This window comes from Pseudarthrobacter cremeus, from assembly GCF_051857465.1.
GTDB lineage: Bacteria > Actinomycetota > Actinomycetes > Actinomycetales > Micrococcaceae > Arthrobacter.
Genome location: NZ_JBPZHC010000012.1, coordinates 30,496 through 49,973, shown reverse-complemented (window position 1 = coordinate 49,973; position 19,478 = coordinate 30,496). Strand labels below are relative to the sequence as shown.

Below are 19,478 nucleotides of genomic sequence, written 5' to 3'. Positions count from 1 at the left end.
AAACCCGCGGGAAGTGGGAGAGCGTCCGGGGAAAACGTGCGGGAAGTGAGAGAGCGTGGGAGCCGGCTGCCGCTTGACGCGGGCCTGTGATGGCGCTTACAGTCATCCTACGAGCTCGGACGTCCTACATCCGATAAACCTTCTGGAATGGCGAGGCCCTCATGAATGTAACCACCAAGAACCTGCCGCTGGTCAACGACGCCAGCCGCCGGAATTTCCTCAAGCTGACCGGCGCCATGGGCGCCGCCGCAGCATTCACCGCCTCAGTGGCCGCCTGCGGCAGTCCGGCAGCCACCACCACCACGGGCGGATCGGCGAGCGCAGCGGCAGTGAACAAGGACCTCACCATCGAAGCGGGCATCTCCTACGCCCTCTCCACCGGCTTCGACCCGCTGAGCTCCTCCGGCGCCACCCCGATGGCCGCCAACCTGCACATCTTCGAAGGCCTGATCGAGCTCCACCCGGCCACCCGCGAGCCGTACAACGCGCTGGCGGCGGCGGACCCCAAGAAGGTCAGCGACACCAGCTACCAGGTGACACTGCGCGACGGCGCCACCTTCCACAATGGCTCCCCCGTCACCACCGAGGATGTTGTCTTCTCCTTCACCCGCGTGATGGACCCCGCGAACAAATCGCTCTTCTCCCAGTTCATCCCCTTCATCCAGGACGTCAAGGCTGTTGACGCCAAGACTGTCGAGTTCACCCTCAAGTACGCGTTCCCCGGCTTCGGCCCGCGCATCTCCGTGGTGAAGATCGTCCCCAAGGCCCTCGCCACCGACCTGAAGGCGTTCGACGCCGCGCCCGTGGGCACCGGCCCCTACAAGCTCATCTCCGCCGTCAAGGACGACAAGATCGTCTTCGAAGCCTTCGCCGGCTACAACGGCCCCAAGCCTGCACTGGCCAAGGGCATGACCTGGCTCCTGCTCTCCGACGCCGCAGCCCGCGTTACCGCCGTCCAGTCCGGCCGTGTCCAGGCCATCGAGGACGTCCCCTACCTGGACATCGATGGCCTCAAGTCCAGGGTCAAGGTCGAATCCGTGCAGTCCTTCGGCCTGATGTTCCTGATGTTCAACTGCAACAAGGCGCCCTTCAACAACAAGCTGGTCCGCCAGGCCCTGCATTACGGCCTGGACAAGGAAGCCATCATCAAGAAGGCCCTGTTCGGCAACGCCAAGGCCGCCAGCTCCTACTTCCAGGAAGGCCATCCGGACTACGTCAAGGCCAAGAACGTCTATGGCTACGACGCCAAGAAGGCCGAGGAGCTGCTGAAGGAGGCCGGCGTCACGAGCCTCGAGTTCGAGCTGCTCACCACGGACACCGCCTGGGTCAAGGACGTTGCCCCGCTGATCCTCGAATCCTGGAACAAGATCCCGGGCGTTAAGGTCACCGTCAAGAGCATCCAGTCAGGCGCCCTGTACACCGACCGAGTGGGCGCCGGCGATTACTCGGTGGTTGCAGCCCCGGGCGATCCCTCCGTCTTCGGCAACGACGCGGACCTGCTCCTGAGCTGGTTCTACTCCGGCGCCACCTGGATGGAAAAGCGCGCCTACTGGACCGCCCCGGAACGCGCCCGGCTGCAGGAACTGATGAACAAGGGCTCGCAGGCCGCAGCGGCAGACGCCAAGAAGATCACCGGCGAAATCGTTGACCTGATCTCCGAGGAGCTCCCCCTCTACCCCATCTTCCACCGCCAGCTGCCCAGCGCCTGGGACGACAAGAAGCTCAACGGCTTCAAGCCGCTGCCCACCACCGGCATGTCCTTCATCGACGTCGGACGCACCGCCTAAGCACCCCCCTCGCGTTGCGAGGCCTGCCCTGCGCTCCTGTTCCCCCGGGAAGCACGCAGGGCAGGCCCTGCAACACAGGATCTGCAGCACCCCAAACACACCGGAGAACACATTGGTCACGATATTGCGTCTGCTCGGCCGCAGACTCGCAGCACTGCCATTAATGATCCTGGGCATCACCCTGCTGGTCTTCCTCGTCCTGCAGGCAGCTCCCGGCGACCAGGCCAGCTCGGCCCTCGGCGACGGCGCCAGCGAAGAAGCCAAACAGCAGTACCGCCAGGAAAACGGCCTGAACGATCCGCTGATCGTGCAGTACTTTGGCTTCCTCGCCAAGCTGCTGCAGTTCGACCTCGGCGTCACTACCCCGCCGGCCAAATCGGTGGCCTCCATGATCGGCTCGGCGTTCCCCCTGACGCTGCAGCTGACCTTCCTGGGCGTCCTGATCGCGGTTGTCCTGTCCCTGGTCTTCGGCATCCTCGGTGCCCTCTACCGCGATAAATGGCAGGACCAGCTGGTCCGGGTCTTCTCGATCGCCGCGATCGCCACGCCGTCGTTCTGGCTCGGCATCCTGCTGATCCAGTGGTTCGCCCTCGGCGCCAGCCCGCTGTTCCCCTCCGGCGGAATCGCGACGCCGGAGTCCGGCTTTGGCGGCTGGCTCAACTCGATGGCCCTGCCGGCCCTGGCGCTCGGCATCCCGGTTTCGGCGTCGCTGATTCGGGTGGTCCGCACCTCGATGGTGGAGGAGCTGGACCGCGACTACGTCCGCACCGCGATCGGCAACGGTGTGCCCTACGGCGAAGTGGTCTCCAAGAACGTCCTCCGCAACGCCCTGGTCACTCCGGTGACCGTGCTGGGACTGCGCGTGGGCTACCTGCTCGGCGGCGCCGTCGTGATTGAAATGATTTTCGCCCTGCCCGGCATGGGCCAGCTGATCCTGAACGGCATCACCAACCTGGACATCAACCTGGTCCAGGGCGTGGTGCTCACCATCTCCGTCACCTTCGTTCTGGTGAACATCGTGGTGGACCTCCTCTACCTGCTCATCAACCCCCGAATCAGGACGGTATAGCTCATGCGCAGCAAGCTCGCAGACCGGCTGAGTGCGCCGGGCATCCGTTTCAAGGCCCTGCCCTGGGGCTCCCGCATCGCCCTTCTCTTCCTCATCATGATCGTCCTGGCGGCCGTCTTCGCGCCGGTCATCGCCCCGCATGACCCGCTGGAAACGTTCATCCCCGCCACGCCACCGGGCGCCGAGCACTTCTTCGGCACCGACCGGCTGGGCCGCGACATCTTCTCCCGGCTCCTGTTCGGCGCCCAGTCCTCGCTGATGATCGGCCTCGGCGCCGTGATTCTGGCCATCCTCGTGGGAGCCCTGCTGGGGTCGCTCGCCGCGACGTCCAGCAAGGCCGTGAACGAAATCATCATGCGCCTGATGGACATCCTGATGGCGTTCCCGGGCATCGCCCTGGCGGCCGTCCTGCTGGCAGCCTTCGGCAACTCCGTGCCCACCATCATCATCGCGATCGCCATCATCTACACCCCGCAGCTGGCCCGCGTGGTCCGCGCCAACGTGCTCTCGCAGTACGGCGAGGACTACGTCCGTGCCGAGCGCGTGATCGGCGCCGGCCGCTTCTACATCCTGCTCAAGCACATCGTCCGCAACACCGCAGCCCCCGTGCTGGTGTTCGCCACGGTCATGGTGGCCGACGCCATCATCCTCGAGGCCTCACTGTCCTTCCTGGGCGCCGGTGTACAGGACCCCGCGCCATCCTGGGGCAACGTCATCTCCTACGGCCGCAACCTGGTGCTGTCCGGCGGCTGGTGGGCCACCACCTTCGCCGGTGTGACCATCCTGCTCACGGTGCTGTCACTGAACATCCTTGCCGAGGGCCTCACCGACGCCATGGTGAATCCGAAGCTGCGCAAGGCAGTGGCAGTGAAGGATGACGACGGCTCGGCAGCTGTGGTTGCCGGCGCTGCGGTGGGTGCCGCCGCCGAACCTGTCGATACCCAGGTGGCGACGTCCGTAGCCCAGCCCTCTGTAGTGGAAGAGCACGAGCTCGACGGCGTCCGCGCCGCCTTTGGTGATGTCCTCACCGAAGAGCGCTACACCGAGGCAGACGTCCTCGCCGATCCGAAGCTTGCCGCGGCGAACCCGCACCTGCTGCTGGACAAGGAGCTTGAACTGCTCTCAGCCATCGAGGCCAAGCGCACCGACCGCCTCCCCCAGGTCCCGGCCGGCGCCCGGAACGTCCTCGAAGTGAAGAACCTGTCCATCCGTTTCCCCGGCCGCTTCGGCGAGACCGCGATCGTGGACAACGTCTCCTTCACCGTCCGAGAAGGCGAAACCATGGGCCTGGTGGGCGAATCCGGCTGCGGAAAGTCCATCACCTCGCTGGCCGTTATGGGCCTGCTGCCCAAGACCGCCCAAGTCACGGGCTCCATCACATTCGACGGCAAGGAACTGCTGGATCCCGCCACAAAGCACAGCTGCATCAAGGCCTACGAGGGCCTGCGCGGCCAGCAGATCGCCATGGTCTACCAGGACGCGCTGAGCTCACTGAACCCCTCCATGAAGATCAAGGACCAGCTGGAGCAGCTGACCAAGCGCGGTGGCCGCAAGACCCCCACCGAACTGCTGGAACTGGTCAGGCTCGATCCGGTCCGGACGCTCGCCAGCTACCCGCACGAGCTCTCCGGCGGGCAGCGCCAGCGCGTCCTGATCGCCATGGCCCTGTCCCGTTCGCCGAAGATCGTGGTGGCGGACGAGCCCACCACCGCCCTGGATGTCACCGTCCAGAAACAGGTGGTGGACCTGCTCAACGACCTGCGTGAACAGCTCGGCTTCGCCATGGTGTTCGTCAGCCACGACCTCGCCCTGGTAGCCTCCCTGGCCCACCGCATCACGGTCATGTACGCAGGCCAGGTGGTGGAATCCGCACAGGCTTCCGAGCTACTGCAAAACCCCAAACACGAATACACGCGTGGCCTGCTGGGGGCCGTCCTCTCCATCGAGGCCGACGCCGTCCGGCTGCACCAGATCCCCGGCACCGTCCCGTCCCCGCGCGACTTCGCCGCCGGTGACCGCTTCGCTCCGCGCTCTTTGCGGTCCGACGCCGATCCGGACCAGAAGCTCGTCCTGACATCCGTACGTGCCGCCGGAGGCGGGAATGCCGACCACTACTGGGCGAGCCACCTGAAGGAGGATGCGAAGTGAGCGAATCCACCGGTAAGCCGGTCATCGAACTCAAGGACGTCAAGGTCCATCACCACGCACGCGGCGGCGGGCTGTTCCGCCCCAACATCGTCAAAGCAGTGGACGGCGTCGACTTCACCATCAGCCGCGGCGAAACCGTGGGGATCGTAGGCGAGTCCGGCTGCGGCAAGTCCACGCTGGCTTCCGTGCTGGTGGGGCTGCAGGTCCCAACCTCGGGCGAGGTCCTCTTCCACGGCAAGCCGGCCATCAAGCGGAACGCCGCGATGCGCAGGGAATTCGGCCGTTCGGTGTCCGTTGTCTTCCAGGACCCGGCCACCGCGCTGAACCCCCGGATGACCGTCCAGGACATCCTGACGGACCCGCTGCAGATCCACGGCATCGGAACCGCAGCAACGCGGGCGGCCAAGGTCAAGGAACTGCTGGCCCTCGTGGGCCTGCCGCAGTCCGCGTCCGAGGTCACGCCGTCGCAGGTTTCCGGCGGCCAGCGCCAGCGTGTGGCGATCGCCCGCGCCCTGGCCCTGGATCCGGACATCATCGTGGCGGACGAGCCGACGTCGGCCCTGGACGTTTCGGTGCGCGCGCAGGTTCTGAACCTGCTCTCGGACCTGAAGACCCAGCTGAACCTGGGCATGGTGTTCATCTCGCACGATATCCAGACCGTCCGCTACGTCTCGGACCGGATCTGCGTCATGTACTTCGGGAAGATCGTGGAGCAGGGCACCGCCGCGCAGGTCTTCGACAGCCCCACCAACGATTACACCAAGAAGCTCCTGGGCGCCGCCCCGAGCCTCCTGCACATCTAGCTTTCCCTTCATCAGTTCCAACCAACGGAGAATTCACGTGTCTACCCAATTCAAGGGCGTCATCCCGCCTGTCGTCACCCCCCGCCACGCCGACGGCAGCATCGACACCGCGTCGCTGAAGAACGTCACCAAGCACCTGCTCGACGGCGGCGTGTCCGGGCTCTTCGTCCTGGGCTCCTCAGGCGAGGTCCCCTACATGACCAACGCCGAGCGTGAACTCGTGGTCTCCACCATCGCCGACGCGAATTCTGCTGCTGGCGCAGCCCGCGTGCCGCTGATCGTGGGCGCCAACGAGCAGACCACCCCCCGCGTGATCGAGGAAGCCAGAAAGGTCATCGACCTCGGCGCCGACGCCATTGTGGTCACCTCCATGTACTACGCGATCGGCAACGTGGCGGAAACCGAGACCCATTTCCGCGACATCCACGCCGCGATCGACAAGCCGATCTTCGCGTACGACGTCCCCGTCCGCACGCACTTCAAGCTCCCCACCGACCTCCTGGTCCGCCTGGGCCGCGACGGCGTGATCGCCGGTGTCAAAGACTCCTCCGGCGACGACGTCTCCTTCCGCCAGCTGCTCCTGGCAGCCCGCGATATCGACAACTTCGATATCTTCACCGGCCACGAAGTGGTGGTGGACGGCGCCCTCCTCGGCGGCGCCCAGGGCGTAGTTCCCGGGCTCGGCAATGTGGACCCGGCCGGCTACCGCCGCCTGTTCGACGCCGCCCAGGCCGGCGACTGGGCCGGCGCGGCCCGCGAACAGGACCGTTTGGCAGACCTCTTCGAGATCGTCTACGCCCCCAACGGCCGCGTCTCCGGCGGCGCAGCAGGGCTCGGCGCCTTCAAGACCGCCCTCCAGATCATGGGCATCATCGAATCCAACACCATGAGCGTGCCGATGCTCTCCCTCAACGACGACGAAACCAAGGCAATCCGCGGCATCCTGGAACGCAACGGGCTCGTTTAGTCAGTCGTGGTTGGGTTGGGTGCGCTGGGCATGCTCCTTTTGCCGGTTGCTGCGCTCGTTCCTCGCGCTCTGACGCAACCTACACAAAAGAACCATGTCCAGCGCTGTCGGCCCAACTTCTGGGCTACCGAAATCCCGATTTAGGAAAAGATGACGTACGCGATCGGTGTTGACCTTGGTGGGACTAAGACTGCTGCCGGGGTTGTTTCGGCGGCCGGTGAGGTGCTGTATTCGGAGACCATTCCGACGCTGAACCGGGGTGGGGGCGGGGCGATTCTTGATGCTACGGCGGCGCTGGTTTCTTCCCTTGTTGGGCGGGCCCGGGCTGAGGGCCTGGCTGTTGTGGGGGTTGGGGTTGGCTCTGCCGGGGTGATTGATGCCGGGCGCGGTGTTGTGGTCTCCGCGACCGACGCGATCCTCGGGTGGTCCGGGACGGAGCTGACCGCTGGGCTGGCCCACCGGCTGGAGCTGGCTCCGGAAGCCGTGCGCGCCGTCAACGACGTCCATGCGCATGCGCTCGGTGAGGCGTGGACGGGTGCCGCGGCGGGAACGGCGAGTTCGCTGCTGGTGGCCTTCGGCACCGGCGTCGGCGGCAGTTTTGTCCTGGCCGGCCAGCCCGTCCTGGGCCACCGCTATGTGGGCGGTCATGTGGGCCATTTTGCGTCGCCCTATGCGCAGCACGGCGGCGTTCCACTCCCCTGCGTCTGCGGCGGAGCGGGGCACGTTGAAGCCATCGCCTCCGGTCCCGCCCTCCGTGAAACGTACCTGCGCCTGGGCGGCAACGCCCCGGCCCCGGATGCCCGGAGCGTCTTCGCCCTTGCCGGTGCCGGTGACGCCCTGGCCATCCAGGCGGTGGGCCTCGGCGCCGCGGCTGCCGGGCAGGCCGTGGGCGGGCTCGCCAACATCCTGGACCCCGAGGTTGTGGTGGTAACAGGTGGACTCTCCGATGCCGGCGCACCCTGGTGGCGCCCGATGGAACGTGCCCTCCGCGCCGAACTGCTGCCCGCTTTGGCTGCCCTGCCGGTCATGCCCGCTAAACTCGGCAACGCGGCCGCCATCGTGGGCGCGGCAAGCCTGATCCTCACCACCGGCCCTACGCTCCAAAGGAACCTTCCGTGATCCTGACCCCCGAAGCCCTCGAAGCCCTCCGCGGCCGGCTGATCGTGTCCTGCCAGGCCTACCCGGGCGAGCCCATGCGGGACCCGCGCACCACCGGCCAGGTGGCGGCGTCGGCCGTTATCGGCGGGGCTGCGGCCATCCGCGTCCAGGGCCTGGCCGACGTGCAGTTCACGCGCACCGCCGTCGAGGTCCCGGTAATCGGGCTGTGGAAGGACGGGCACGACGGCGTCTTCATCACCCCCACGCTGCGGCACGCCCTGGCCGTGGCCAACGCCGGCGCGCACGTTGTTGCGGTGGACGGCACGCGGCGCACGCGACCGGACGGGCTGACCCTGGCCCGGACCGTCGCCGGAATCCACGCGGACTCACATGCGCTGGTGATGGCGGATTGCGGCTCGTTCGAGGACGCCGCTGCTGCAGTCGAGGCCGGCGCGGACCTGATCGGCACCACCCTGTCCGGTTACTCCGGCGAACGCCCCAAGACGGATGGCCCGGACCTCGAACTGCTCGAACAGATCGCCGCCGCCGGGTTCGGGGTGCCCCTGATCGCCGAGGGCCGGATCCACTCCCCCGGCCAGGCAAAACAGGCGCTCGACGCCGGCGCGTTCGCCGTCGTCGTCGGGACAGCCATCACCCACCCGGCCACCATCACCGGCTGGTTCGCCGAGGCCCTGAAGTGATCCCCGCCGCGAACGGCACCGGAGCCGGCTACCTCCTGGCCGGCACTGTCCTCACGGACGGCACGGCTATGGAGAACGCGGTGGTGGCCGTAGCCGAAGGCCGCATCGCCTATGTTGGTCCGCGCGCAGGAATGGACGCTTCGTCGCTGCCGGGTTTCGAGGCGCTCGAACTGCCGCCAGGCAGCATGATCCTGCCCGGCCTGGTGGATCTGCACTGCCATGGCGCGGCGGGCGGCGATTTCCCCACCGGTAACGCCGATTCCGCCCGGACAACCGTCGATTTCCTGCACCGCAGCGGCACCACCACCCTTCTGGCCAGCCTGGTGACGGCCTCCCGTGAGGATCTGCTCCGGGCCATCGGCGCCCTCACCCCGCTCGCCGACGAAGGGCTCATAGCGGGCATCCACTCGGAGGGCCCGTTCCTCTCCCACACCCGCTGCGGCGCCCAGGACCCCCGGTTCCTGCGCGACCCTGATGTGTTCTTGCTGGCCGAGCTGATCGCGGCGGCCGGCGGCCACCTGAAGACCATGACCTACGCCCCCGAACTTCCCGGGGCTGACGCCTTGGTGCGGATGCTTGCCGAGCACGGCGTCACCCCCTCGCTTGGCCACACGGACGCGGATACACGGACGACGGCGGACTCGCTCACCGCGGCGGCGCGGCTGCTGGCTGCTTCCGGGCAGCCGGGCGTCCCGCGTCCTACCGTCACGCACCTTTTCAACGGCATGCCGCCGCTGCACCACCGCAGCCCCGGACCGGTCGCAGCCTGCCTGCGGCTGGCACGCGCGGGGACAGCCGCCGTCGAGCTCATTGCCGACGGCGTGCACCTGGATCACGAGACCGTCCGGATGGTCTTCGAACTGGTGGGAGCCGAAAACGTCGTCCTGGTGACCGACTCGATGGCGGCCACCGGGCTGCCCGACGGCGACTACGAACTTGGCCCGTCCGCCGTCACTGTCAGTGGCGGCGAGGCACGGCTGCGGAGCAACGGTTCGCTTGCGGGCGGGACGGCCACGCTGCTGGACGTTGTGCGGCGGGCCGTCAATGCCGGCGTAGGGCCGGCCGCCGCCGTCCAGTCCGCCACGGCGGTTCCGGCCCGGATCCTTGGTCTCCACCAGGAACTGGGGAGCCTCCGTGCGGGACTGCGTGCCGACGTCGTGGTGGTGGACCGGAACTTCGAGCGCACCGTGGTGATGCGGGCAGGGAAGGTGCTGGACCGCCCCAGCCTCGGACTTTAGACGCTGCGCCGCCGACGCCGGGGGAATGCACGCATCATCATTGCCGGCTCAGTCACTGGTCGATTAGCCATCGGCGCCTACGCCGTGGCTACTGCGCCGGACACCCGCACGGTGACCTGCCCGCGCCCCTCATCCAGCTGCGCGGCGGCGGCTTCGTCGGCCACCACCGTCACGTGCGGATGAAGCTGCAGGACCGACGCCGGACAGTCGGCCGTGACGGGCCCGTGCAGGGCTGCAGCGAGGATGCCTGCCTTGTCCGGCCCGTTGACCACCAGCAGCAGGTGCCGGGCTTCAAGGATAGTTCCGAGGCCCTGGGTGATGCAGCGGAGCGGCACCTCTTCCGGCGAGCTGAAGTAGCGGGCGTTGGCCTCACGTGTGCGTTCGGTGAGAACCTCCACCCGCGTCCGGGAGTCCAGGGCAGAGCCGGGCTCGTTGAACGCCAGGTGCCCGTTGTGGCCGATGCCGAGGATCTGCACGTCGACGCCGCCAACAGCGGCAATCGCTGCGTCGTAGCCGGCGGCGGCTGCCTCGGGATCGGCTGCAGCTCCGTCCGGAACGCTCACGTTGACAGGATCAAGGTGCAGCCGTTCAGTCACTTCGCGCCGGACCACCTCGGCGTAGCTCTCGGGATGCCCGGCGGGCAGGCCCACGTACTCGTCCAGGGCGAAGGCCCGGACGGAGGACATGTCCAGCCGGTGGTTCGCGAGCGCCGCGTAAATGGGCAGCGGCGATCCGCCGGTGGCTACGCCCAGGACGGCGTCCGGCTTGCTGCGGATGACGGCGGCCAGGATTCCGGCGGCAACGGAGCCGGTGGCTGAGGCGGTAGGCACAACGAAAATTTCCACGTCAAAGGCACTCTCTACAAAGGGGGTGGCAGGTCTCATGACACCGGGCGCCAGGGAGCCCGGCGTCGGCGTGTAAGGGCAGGGGCGTAAAGGGGGGCAGGTGCCGGCTAAGCGGCCGCGACGTCTTTGAGCTTCAGCCGGATCCCGTCGAAGTGGCGCTGCAGGCGTTCGGAGGCGAGGGCCTTGTCCTTGTTGGCCACGGCCTCAAAGATGTCCCAGTGGTCCTGCGTCTGCTGCTCCAGATTCACCGGGCCGGTACCGAGGGCCAGATGGATCTTGCGGTAAACCTGCCAGAAGACATCCATCAGGTTGATCAGCAGCTCGTTGTTCAGGGGCGCATACAGCCTGCGGTGGAACTCGGCGTCGTGCTCGTAGAGGGGCTCGTCGTTGCGGGCCGCGGCCTCCATGGCCTCCATGGTGGTGCGCAGGTCAGCAAGGTGCTCGTCGGTGAGCAGGTCAATGGCCGATCCGATCAGCCCGGATTCGAGGGCCTGCCGGACATCGATGAGTTCCATCGCTTCCTCGCCCTTGTGGCGGAGGGACAGCCGGCCGCGGAAGGTCAGGCCGGAGACCAGCGCGCTGAAGTTGTTGGGCGCCACGAACATGCCAAAGCCGTGCCGGATCTCGATGACCCCCAGGGCCTGCAGCACTTTCAGGGATTCGCGGACGGTGTTGCGTCCCACGCCCAGTTCGGCCGACAGTTCGCTTTCAGTGGGAAGCGCGTCCCCAACGTCCAGCCCCCGGTCCAGAATCAGGTCCATGATCCGTGTCTGCAGGGCATGCGAACGGAGCTGCGCACTGAAACGTGCGGGCGATACTTCTTGCGATGCGATGGCCACGTGGGTCTCCTCCTTGCCGCGCTCAGGGTTCGCGACTCGTTACCACTCAAGAGTACAGGAGATGGGACGTCCAATGTCCAGAACTGTCAAACCAATTTCGAGCAATCGTTACCCCGCGACACCGAATCTAACCCAGCAGGGACCGGACCAGCTCCCGGCACGTCCGGTAGGCACGCATTTTCGGATCAATGAGGGCGTAGTGGTCGCCGGGGACCATGACTAATTTCGCACTCATCCGGGCGGCCGCAGCAGCGTTGACATAGGACCGGGACTGGCCCACCGGAACGGTGGTGTCATCGGACCCGTGAACCGCATAGACCGGCACGGGCAGCGGAAGGGCGGTCATGGGGTCAGCGTATTTGTACCGGAGCGGATATTTCGACGACGACCCGCCCAGCAGATTGCTCACCGCACCGTTACTGAGGTTCAGCTTCTCTGCCCCCGCCAGGTCCAGCAGACCCGACTGGCTCACCACTCCGGTCAGATGCACGGCCGAGCCATCCGATTTCCGCAGGAGCTGGCGGTCAACCTCGGGCATTCCCAGCTGGGCGAGTTTGCCCCTGCCGGCCGCCCAGGCGGCCAGATGCCCGCCTGCCGAATGGCCCAGGGCAACCACCGGGCCAAGGTTCAAAGCGTGCGCGGCCGCAAGATCGCCGAGTTTGTCGATGCCTGCAAGGACGTCCGCGAAGGTGTTCGGCCAGCCGCCGCCGTTTCCGGCCCTGCGGTACTCAAGGTTCCAGGCAGCCATGCCGTGGGCGGCAAGGTCCCTGGCAAGCGGCTCCCCCAACTCTGCCCCGTACTGCGAGCGCCAATAGCCGCCATGGATGACCACCACCACACCATGGTGCTCACCGCCGTCGGGCTGGTCAGGCAGGAAGAGCTCGCCCCATTGGCTCGCATCCTCGCCGTACTGGTACTTGTGCCGCTTCACCGCATCCCCCTTGGCGCCGCCTCCGGCGGTGCCGTCCGGCCCGGCGCCGGGCGTACATGCGGCGCCGAGAGTTCCAACGGCTGCCGCGGCTGCCGCGCCAACCAGCGTGCGGAAGACAAACGTCCGACGCCGCAGATCAGCCATGTGCCGAGCCTACAGCGTGCATTGTGGCGAAGGTTGCAGACACTTTCCTGACGCGATCAAGGATCGTGCCGGCTAAGGGCAGGACCACCGTCAGCAATCTCCTACGGGCTCCCCGCAAGGGAGTCAACAGGCGTAGTGTCGGTAGTAGGAGATTTCGGGTGACATATAGGTGGCATACAGGTCCGGGGTTGAATATTCGGGCCGTGCGCGCATAGAGCGCTCAGCCGCCAGCCGCGTTCGCGTAGAACCGGCGATGCATGGAACAGAGGCCTTATGGCCGGCAACGATGCTCTCCCCACCGCCGAGCAACTTCAGGACCTTCTTCTGGAAAGCCCGGGCTTCACGGAATTCCTGCTGGAACTGACAGCCATTTCGGCATCCCTGCTGGGCGGCGAAACTCCCCTGCTGTGCGCCATCACCGTGGAGCGGGATGCGGGGCCTGCCACAGTAGCCAGCAGCAGCGAGGAGGCCCGAAGCCTGGACGAACGCCAGTATGCGTTCGACGACGGTCCCTGCCTGACGGCGCTGCGGCACCAGCACACTGTGCTGATCCCAGACCTCCAGTCTGACGAGCAATGGGACTGGTACGCGCGGGCTGTTGCGGACGAAGGAATCCGGACCGTCCTCGCAGTCCCCATCAAGACCGATAACGGTTCCCGCTCCGCCCTTAACTGCTATTCGACCCGCGCCGGCACCTTCGATCCGGAAACGATTGCGGCTGTAGAAGAACACGCCGCGTCACTGTCAAGGATTCTCCGGCTGGCGATGCGCGTCCATCCAGCAGATGCCTACCCAGAGCATTTGCGCTCGGCCCTGCAGTCCCGGGCAATTGTGGATGCAGCGGTCTCCCTGATCATGGTGCACAACCGCTGCGGACATGAAGACGCCGTGAAGCTCCTCCATCTTGCCTCGCGCAGCAGCAACCGCCGCCTGCACGATATCGCCCAGGACATTCTCCAGCGGGCGTCGGACATACCCGTGATAACCCCGGATGGGGAGAGATAAACAAAAGGGCAGGAAATGAGAGACGACGGCAGCCTCGGAATTCAGCAACCCGGCGACGAAGCGGACCCTCGCAGCTTCGCAGCCACACGCTACCGGAATGGGAACATCACTCTGACGGGATTGTGGACCTATTATTGCGGCATTGGCGGAAACGCCGATGAGCTGGCGCTGGATGCCTATCTGCACGAAATGATGGTGTTGCCTCGCCTGCAGATGGATCTCATCCACGCCGCCATCATGGAGATCACGGCGGACGGAGCGTGAAGGGGCTGCCATGTCGGACAATGTAGAAACCCGCGGAAACACCACCGACGGCGTTGAGCAGGCCGGAACGGGATTGCAGGACTTCGTACTCCTCCTTCAGGACCTCGTCCTGGAAAGCTCTGACGTGCGGAATTTCCTGACCGAGATGGCAACAGTTATCGCCGGGCAGCTCTCACGGGCGGGGAACCGCATGTCCTGTGGGATGACAGTGGTCCGGCACAAGCGGCCGGTAGCAGTGGCCAGCAGCGACGCCCTGGCGCAAAACATGGATGAACTCCAAAACAGCTTCGGCGACGGCCCCTGCCTGATGGCCCTCCGGTCGGGGACCGTGGTCTCCGTTCCGGACACGTACTCGGATGGCCGCTGGCCCAAATACCTCCGCGCTGCCGGGGCAGCGAACATCGGCTCCGTCCTGGCAGTTCCGATGCGCCTCCAGAATCAAGCGCGGGCCGTGGTCAATCTCTACTCACCCGCTGCGCACGGCTTCTCGCGCCAGGACATGGATGAGGCCGAAAACCTCACCGGCATCTCAGCCAAAGCCCTGGACCTTGCCCTGAACATTGCACACCTGCGCGACGCCCGGGACGACCTCACGGCCGCGCTGAAGTCCCGCACCGTGATTGATACGGCCATCGGCGCCATTATGGCGCAGAACCGGTGCAGCCGTGACGCGGCATTCCAGATCCTGGTCAAGACCTCCAGCCACCGGAACGTCAAGCTAAGGGAAGTGGCCACGGCAATAATTTCTTCCATCGCCGGCGAGGAGGAAATTCCGACAACTTACGATGAATAGCGCCATGCACCGGAATTCGTGCCCGGCGGAGTAGCAGTGCAACACAAGCGATAGTCTTTATTCGAAGTAAATGAACGGTCGATACCGGGTGAAACGGCCCCCGGGGACGGGTCGCGCGGAAATGGCCGGAGGCAAACACATGATCAGGAAGTATCCCCTGGATGAGCTTTCCTCTGTCATTGGCAGGATCATGGGGCTGCTCCTGACCGAAGAAAAAGTGGACCACGCCGTCCAGCTCCTGTCCCGCGCTGTCAAGGAGTCAATTCCGGGAACCCTTGGCGCGGGCGTCTCCATCCTCGATTCCCAGGCCCGGCCGGTCAGCTCCGGCTTCACGGACGTAATTGTGGAACGGGCAGACGCCCTTCAGTATCAGCTGGGGCAGGGGCCCTGTCTCACTGCCTGGGCTACCCAGGAAAGCGTGCTGGTCAACGACGTCGCAGCAGATCCGCGCTGGCCCGGCTGGAGCTCCGCCGTCCGCGAGATCTCCATCCGATCGGTGATCAGTGCGCCCCTGATCGCCGACGGGCAGGGCATCGGCGCCATGAAGATCTACGCTGCCGGCCCAGGGGCCTTTGAGGAATCAACCGCTGCCCTGATGGAGCTGTTTGCCTCACCGGCAGCAACACTCCTCTCGCATATCCAAACCGCGGAAATCCCGGAACGCATCAGCGAAAGCCTGCAGGCCGCCCTCTACAGCAGGGATCTGATCAACCGGGCCTGCGGCGTGCTCATGGAACGCCACACACTGACGCAGGACGAAGCGCTCAAGCTCCTGATGCGGGAAACCCGTATCACTCGCAGCACCCTCAGGGAGGTAAGCGCCGCGATCCTGGTAGGCGTCACATCCGCCACGGACAGAGGCAGAAGTGATGGGTTTCGATAGCAGCGAACCCGAGCAACGCAGCAGGCTCCGGTCAGCGTTGTCAGCAGCACACATCAGCACGGGCGATCTGTGGCTGTACTACTTCGGCATCGGCGGATCGGTGGGCGAGTATGAGGTGGAGGCGTACCTCCAGGGGCTGCTTTCCCTCCCCGAGTTGCAGCGGGACCTGCTGGCCATGGCTGCCAACGAGCTCTTCACAGGCCAGTCCGGCCACCGCGCCCCCTACTCCGACGAGTTCGGCACTGATGACCCGCCCGCCGATCCCCCAGGCCCGGAGGATCCCGCCTGACGCCGTCGAGCATTGGGGGCTTCAGCGTTCGCCGCGCCGGGTCCCCGGCGCGTGGCCGCCAAGGCGGGCGGTGACTTTGTCCGCAGCTGCGGCACACGATTCGCCAAGGCTTTGCAGGCGCTCCTGGGAGACCCGGAACCGTGGGGCCGGGATGAGGACGGCAGCAACGACGTCGCCGCGGTGGTCGTAGACCGGGGCGGCAACGCCCACCTCGTCAAGGGAGGATTCCCCGTAGTTGATGGCCCACCCGCGGCTGGAATCCTCCTTCAGGCGGAGCAGGTAGTCCTCGAGGCTGGACTCGTCCAGGCCGGGGTAGGCGATCGCTCCGCTGAGGAGGAGGGAACGGACCCTCTCCTCCGGCTCCTTGGCCAGGAACACCTGGACGGAGGAGCTCAGCGCATCGTTGTACCGCGCCCCGAGCGGGGCAGTGTGCTTGATCTGGTGCCGGCTGGCAATCTGCTCCACGCAGATGGACTCGTTGCCCTCCCACATCATGAGCGCGCTGGTTTCTCCGGTCCGCTCCGTGAGGTCACGCAGGACAGGGTAGGCAACGCGGCGCTCCTCCAGCTCGGCCAGGAGGGGGCCTGCGACGGCGATCAAGCCAAGTCCGAGGCGGAAGCGGCGCGTGTCCGGATCCCGCTCCACGAGGCCTTCCTGTTCGAAGGTTGCCAGTATCCGGGACACCGTGCTCTTGTGCATGCCGACCCGGTTGGCGATCTCGGTGACCCCCAGCAACGGTTCGTCCGCCGTGAAGGAGCGCAGGACCGCGATGGCGTTGACAATGACGGAGGCGCCTTTGGTGTCGCTCTTGCCGTTGGTGTCAGTGCCGTTGGTATCACTGGAGTCTGGTGTGGTCATGGTGCTCACTATCATTCCGCATTGTCAGCCGAAAGCGGCGCCGCACTGGGTGCGGCGCCGCCGGCAGGCTCTCGCCCAGGGTCATCTTAACCCCAACGCGGGGTCACTTTCGGCCCTCAAAATGCCCGGGATTGGGCCGGGAGTGACCCCGCGTTGCAGGTCGTTTCGCCGGTCAGGCTCCGATGATGTTGTATTCAGGACCGAACGGGAACTTGGTGATGTTCTCCGCGCCGTCCTCGCCGACAACCAGGATGTCGTGTTCGCGGTAGCCGCCGGCGCCCGGCTGGCCGTCCATGACGGTGATCATCGGTTCCATGGAGACCACCATGCCCGGCTCCAGGACGGTGTCGATGTCTTCGCGGAGTTCCAGCCCGGCTTCCCGGCCGTAGTAGTGGCTCAGGACGCCGAAGGAGTGTCCGTAGCCGAACGTCCGGTTGGCCAGCAGTCCGTAACCGACGTAGATCTCGTTGAGCTCGGCTGCGATGTCCTTGCAGACCGCGCCGGGCTTGATGAGTTCCAGGCCGCGCTTGTGGACCTCCACGTTGATGTTCCACAGCTCCAGGGAGCGGGCGTCCGGTTCGCCGTAGAACAGGGTGCGTTCCAGGGCGGTGTAGTAGCCGGAGGTCATGGGGAAGCAGTTCAGGGACAGGATGTCGTGTTCCTGGACCTTGCGGGTAGTGGCCCAGTTGTGGGCGCCGTCGGTGTTGATGCCGGACTGGAACCACACCCAGGTGTCGCGGATTTCGGAGTTCGGGAAGGTCCGTGCGATTTCGTGGACCATGGCCTCGGTGCCGATCAGGGCCACCTCGTACTCGGTGATCCCGGCGGTGATGGCGTTACGGATGGCTTCGCCGCCCAGGTCACCGATCCGTGCGCCGTGCTTGATGACCTCGATCTCCTCGGCGGACTTGATCATGCGCTGGCGCATCGCGGCCTGGGCCACGTCCACCAGGGTTGCGCCGGCGAAGGCTGCCTGAATCTTGTTGCGGTTGTCCAGCGGCAGTGAGTCATCCTCGACGCCGAGGCGGCGCGGGTTGATTCCGCGGGTGCGGAGGACTTCCTGGATGGCGAAGATGTAGTTGTCGCGGCGCCAGTCCGTGTAGATGATGTTGTCGCCATAGCTGCGGCGCCAGGGCATGCCGGCGTCGATGTTGGCGGTGACGGTGACGTTGGCGTCCTTGGTGACCACCATGGCGTAAGGGCGGCCGAAGGTGGTGAAGAGGAAGTCGGAGTAGTACTTGATGGAGTGGTAGCTGGTCAGGACGACGGCGTCGAGTTCCTTCTCAGCCATGATGCGGCGGAGGCCGGCGAGGCGCCGCTCAAATTCGGTGTCTGAGAACGTGAGGCTGACTTTCTCGCCGTTCTTCAGAAACTTGACCCGCTCCAGTTCGGCGACGGACGTTGCGTTCTCGGATGTTGTGGTGGTCATTGTGGTGGTGCCTTTCTTTAGAGCAATTACTTGAGGAGGGAAGTAGGGAAAGATTGCGGGCTATTCGTGGCGCAGCGGTTCTTTGCAGGTTTCCCTGGAAAGCGCGACGGCGATCAGGGAGATGACTGCCGCGCCCACCAGGTACCAGGCCGGTGCCAGGTCGTTGGCCGTGGCGGCAATCAGGAGCGTGGCCATGAACGGGGCGGTGCCGCCGAACAGCGCGTTGGAGAGGTTGAAGCTGACCGCGAAGCCGCTGTAGCGGACCCGGGTGGGGAACATTTCGGCCAGGAAGCTGGGGAGCGTCCCGTCGTTGAGGGTGAGCATGGCGCCCAGCAGGATCTGGACCAGGACGATGACCAGGAAGTTGCCGGTCCCCAGCAGCGCGAACGCGGGCACCGTCAGCACGATGAACGCGATGGAGGCGCTGATCAGCACCTTCTTGCGGCCGTAACGGTCCGAGAGCATCCCCGTGAGGAAGATGAACCCGATGTACGTCAGCAATGCGATGGTGGTGGCCAGGAATGATTCCGTTTCGCCCAGCCCCAGCTCGGAGGACAGGTAAGTGGGCATGTAGCTGAGGATCACGTAGAACCCGACGGCGTTGAGCAGCACGGCGCCAACGGCAAGCAGCAGTTGCCGCCAATGGTTCTTGAAAAGGCTGGATACCGGAGCCTTGACGGCCTGGTCCTCCTTTGCCATCTCGCGGAACACCGGGGTGTCTTCGAGCTTGGTCCGGATGTACCGGCCGATCAGTCCCATCGGGGCTGCCAGCAGGAACGGCAGGCGCCAACCCCAGCTGTGCATGGCGTCGGAGGTCAGCAGGACGGTGAGCAGGCCCGCGATCAGGGAGCCGAGGAGCAGGCCCGCAGCGGTGCTGGCCGGAACCACCGCGGCGTACAGGCCGCGCTTGTTGGCCGGTGCGTACTCCACGAGGAAGGCCGAGGCTCCGGCATATTCGCCGGAGGCCGAGAAGCCCTGGACAACCCTGATGATCAGCAGCAGGACCGGAGCCCAGATACCGATCGTGTCGTAGCCCGGGATGAGTGCGATGCAGAACGTCGCTCCGGACATGATCAGGATGGACAGCGACAGAGCCGTCCGCCGGCCCACTTTGTCACCAATGTGGCCCCAGACGAACCCGCCGAGCGGGCGGACCAGGAACGAAATGGCGAAAAGGGCGAAAGTCAGCAGAAGCCCGGTCTGGGGATCTGATCCAGGGAAGAAGACTGTGGCGATCGTGACGGCCAGGTAGCCGTAGACGGCGTAATCAAACCATTCAACGAAGTTGCCGATGAAGCTTGCCGCGATGACCCTGCGGCGGGTTTCCTTGCTGACACCGTTGTCAGCAGGCTCAAAATTCTGGCCGCTCATGGTGCTGCGGCCGGTC

At 65.8% G+C, this 19,478-nt stretch carries 19 protein-coding genes; 13 read left to right on the top strand and 6 right to left on the bottom strand.

Features of this window, described 5'->3' with window-relative positions:
* The first annotated feature begins 161 nt into the window (after positions 1-161).
* The 8 genes from ACS5PJ_RS19220 (at position 162) to nagA (ending at position 9,811) form a co-directional block, all read left to right on the top strand.
* Positions 162-1,787, top strand: a complete 1,626-nt coding sequence (locus tag ACS5PJ_RS19220) for an ABC transporter substrate-binding protein (protein WP_439436463.1) — start codon at positions 162-164, stop codon at positions 1,785-1,787.
* Between the two features lie 112 nt (positions 1,788-1,899).
* Positions 1,900-2,856 (top strand): ABC transporter permease, encoded by a 957-nt coding sequence (locus ACS5PJ_RS19215; protein WP_439436462.1) that lies wholly within the window; start codon positions 1,900-1,902, stop codon positions 2,854-2,856.
* Positions 2,857-2,859: 3 nt separating this feature from the next.
* A complete protein-coding gene (locus ACS5PJ_RS19210; protein WP_439436461.1) occupies positions 2,860-5,004 on the top strand; it encodes a dipeptide/oligopeptide/nickel ABC transporter permease/ATP-binding protein in 2,145 nt (714 codons plus the stop codon).
* A complete protein-coding gene (locus tag ACS5PJ_RS19205; protein ID WP_439436460.1) occupies positions 5,001-5,807 on the top strand; it encodes an ATP-binding cassette domain-containing protein in 807 nt (268 codons plus the stop codon). The genes ACS5PJ_RS19210 and ACS5PJ_RS19205 overlap by 4 nt, the downstream gene beginning before the upstream one ends.
* Positions 5,808-5,844: 37 nt before the next feature.
* On the top strand, positions 5,845-6,774 hold the full coding sequence (locus tag ACS5PJ_RS19200; RefSeq protein WP_439436459.1) for a dihydrodipicolinate synthase family protein: 930 nt from the start codon (positions 5,845-5,847) through the stop codon (positions 6,772-6,774).
* Positions 6,775-6,924: 150 nt separating this feature from the next.
* Positions 6,925-7,893, top strand: coding sequence for an ROK family protein (locus tag ACS5PJ_RS19195; protein ID WP_439436458.1), 969 nt, complete (start codon positions 6,925-6,927; stop codon positions 7,891-7,893).
* Complete coding sequence (locus tag ACS5PJ_RS19190) at positions 7,890-8,573, top strand: N-acetylmannosamine-6-phosphate 2-epimerase (protein ID WP_439436457.1); 684 nt, start codon at positions 7,890-7,892, stop codon at positions 8,571-8,573. Before ACS5PJ_RS19195 ends, ACS5PJ_RS19190 begins: the two co-directional genes overlap by 4 nt.
* The gene (nagA, locus tag ACS5PJ_RS19185; protein ID WP_439436456.1) at positions 8,570-9,811 is read left to right on the top strand and encodes an N-acetylglucosamine-6-phosphate deacetylase; all 1,242 of its coding nucleotides are present in this window, start codon (positions 8,570-8,572) and stop codon (positions 9,809-9,811) included. Before ACS5PJ_RS19190 ends, nagA begins: the two co-directional genes overlap by 4 nt.
* A gap of 77 nt (positions 9,812-9,888) precedes the next feature.
* On the opposite strand, the gene ACS5PJ_RS19180 is transcribed toward nagA, so the two are convergent.
* The 3 genes from ACS5PJ_RS19180 to ACS5PJ_RS19170 all read right to left on the bottom strand — a co-directional run bounded on the left by ACS5PJ_RS19180 (position 9,889) and on the right by ACS5PJ_RS19170 (position 12,570).
* Entirely contained in the window at positions 9,889-10,656 is a 768-nt protein-coding gene (locus ACS5PJ_RS19180) for a glucosamine-6-phosphate deaminase (protein ID WP_439436455.1), read from the bottom strand.
* A 107-nt stretch (positions 10,657-10,763) separates the two neighbouring features.
* A complete protein-coding gene (locus ACS5PJ_RS19175) occupies positions 10,764-11,489 on the bottom strand; it encodes a FadR/GntR family transcriptional regulator (RefSeq protein WP_439436518.1) in 726 nt (241 codons plus the stop codon).
* Positions 11,490-11,622: 133 nt separating this feature from the next.
* Entirely contained in the window at positions 11,623-12,570 is a 948-nt protein-coding gene (locus ACS5PJ_RS19170) for an alpha/beta hydrolase (RefSeq protein ID WP_439436454.1), read from the bottom strand.
* Positions 12,571-12,843: 273 nt separating this feature from the next.
* Between ACS5PJ_RS19170 and ACS5PJ_RS19165 the strand changes: the two genes are divergently transcribed.
* From ACS5PJ_RS19165 to ACS5PJ_RS19145, 5 genes are all read left to right on the top strand, one after another.
* Entirely contained in the window at positions 12,844-13,575 is a 732-nt protein-coding gene (locus ACS5PJ_RS19165; RefSeq protein WP_439436453.1) for a GAF and ANTAR domain-containing protein, read from the top strand.
* 15 nt (positions 13,576-13,590) lie between these two features.
* On the top strand, positions 13,591-13,839 hold the full coding sequence (locus ACS5PJ_RS19160; RefSeq protein ID WP_439436452.1) for a hypothetical protein: 249 nt from the start codon (positions 13,591-13,593) through the stop codon (positions 13,837-13,839).
* Between the two features lie 10 nt (positions 13,840-13,849).
* Positions 13,850-14,632: a GAF and ANTAR domain-containing protein gene (locus tag ACS5PJ_RS19155; protein ID WP_439436451.1), complete on the top strand. Its 783-nt coding sequence runs from the start codon at positions 13,850-13,852 to the stop codon at positions 14,630-14,632.
* Between the two features lie 139 nt (positions 14,633-14,771).
* Positions 14,772-15,515 carry a GAF and ANTAR domain-containing protein gene (locus tag ACS5PJ_RS19150; protein WP_439436450.1) on the top strand — a complete coding sequence of 248 codons (744 nt, stop codon included), beginning with the start codon at positions 14,772-14,774 and terminating at the stop codon, positions 15,513-15,515.
* The gene (locus ACS5PJ_RS19145; protein ID WP_439436449.1) at positions 15,502-15,804 is read left to right on the top strand and encodes a hypothetical protein; all 303 of its coding nucleotides are present in this window, start codon (positions 15,502-15,504) and stop codon (positions 15,802-15,804) included. The genes ACS5PJ_RS19150 and ACS5PJ_RS19145 overlap by 14 nt, the downstream gene beginning before the upstream one ends.
* 21 nt (positions 15,805-15,825) lie before the next feature.
* Here the strand turns inward: ACS5PJ_RS19145 and ACS5PJ_RS19140 are convergent, their stop codons facing one another.
* From ACS5PJ_RS19140 to ACS5PJ_RS19130, 3 genes are all read right to left on the bottom strand, one after another.
* A complete protein-coding gene (locus ACS5PJ_RS19140) occupies positions 15,826-16,662 on the bottom strand; it encodes an IclR family transcriptional regulator (RefSeq protein WP_439436448.1) in 837 nt (278 codons plus the stop codon).
* A 172-nt stretch (positions 16,663-16,834) separates the two neighbouring features.
* Positions 16,835-18,091, bottom strand: a complete 1,257-nt coding sequence (locus tag ACS5PJ_RS19135) for an aminopeptidase P family protein (RefSeq protein ID WP_439436447.1) — start codon at positions 18,089-18,091, stop codon at positions 16,835-16,837.
* 60 nt (positions 18,092-18,151) lie between these two features.
* The gene (locus ACS5PJ_RS19130) at positions 18,152-19,462 is read right to left on the bottom strand and encodes an MFS transporter (RefSeq protein ID WP_439436517.1); all 1,311 of its coding nucleotides are present in this window, start codon (positions 19,460-19,462) and stop codon (positions 18,152-18,154) included.
* Between the last annotated feature and the right edge of the window lie 16 nt (positions 19,463-19,478).

Coding starts and splice junctions, on each gene's coding strand:
- ACS5PJ_RS19220 (WP_439436463.1), top strand. CDS start 162: ATGAATGTAACCACCAAGAACCTGCCGCTGGTCAACGACGCCAGCCGC.
- ACS5PJ_RS19210 (WP_439436461.1), top strand. CDS start 2,860: ATGCGCAGCAAGCTCGCAGACCGGCTGAGTGCGCCGGGCATCCGTTTC.
- ACS5PJ_RS19195 (WP_439436458.1), top strand. CDS start 6,925: ATGACGTACGCGATCGGTGTTGACCTTGGTGGGACTAAGACTGCTGCC.
- ACS5PJ_RS19170 (WP_439436454.1), bottom strand. CDS start 12,570: ATGGCTGATCTGCGGCGTCGGACGTTTGTCTTCCGCACGCTGGTTGGC.
- ACS5PJ_RS19165 (WP_439436453.1), top strand. CDS start 12,844: ATGGCCGGCAACGATGCTCTCCCCACCGCCGAGCAACTTCAGGACCTT.
- ACS5PJ_RS19160 (WP_439436452.1), top strand. CDS start 13,591: ATGAGAGACGACGGCAGCCTCGGAATTCAGCAACCCGGCGACGAAGCG.
- ACS5PJ_RS19155 (WP_439436451.1), top strand. CDS start 13,850: ATGTCGGACAATGTAGAAACCCGCGGAAACACCACCGACGGCGTTGAG.
- ACS5PJ_RS19150 (WP_439436450.1), top strand. CDS start 14,772: ATGATCAGGAAGTATCCCCTGGATGAGCTTTCCTCTGTCATTGGCAGG.
- ACS5PJ_RS19145 (WP_439436449.1), top strand. CDS start 15,502: ATGGGTTTCGATAGCAGCGAACCCGAGCAACGCAGCAGGCTCCGGTCA.
- ACS5PJ_RS19140 (WP_439436448.1), bottom strand. CDS start 16,662: ATGACCACACCAGACTCCAGTGATACCAACGGCACTGACACCAACGGC.
- ACS5PJ_RS19135 (WP_439436447.1), bottom strand. CDS start 18,091: ATGACCACCACAACATCCGAGAACGCAACGTCCGTCGCCGAACTGGAG.
- ACS5PJ_RS19130 (WP_439436517.1), bottom strand. CDS start 19,462: ATGAGCGGCCAGAATTTTGAGCCTGCTGACAACGGTGTCAGCAAGGAA.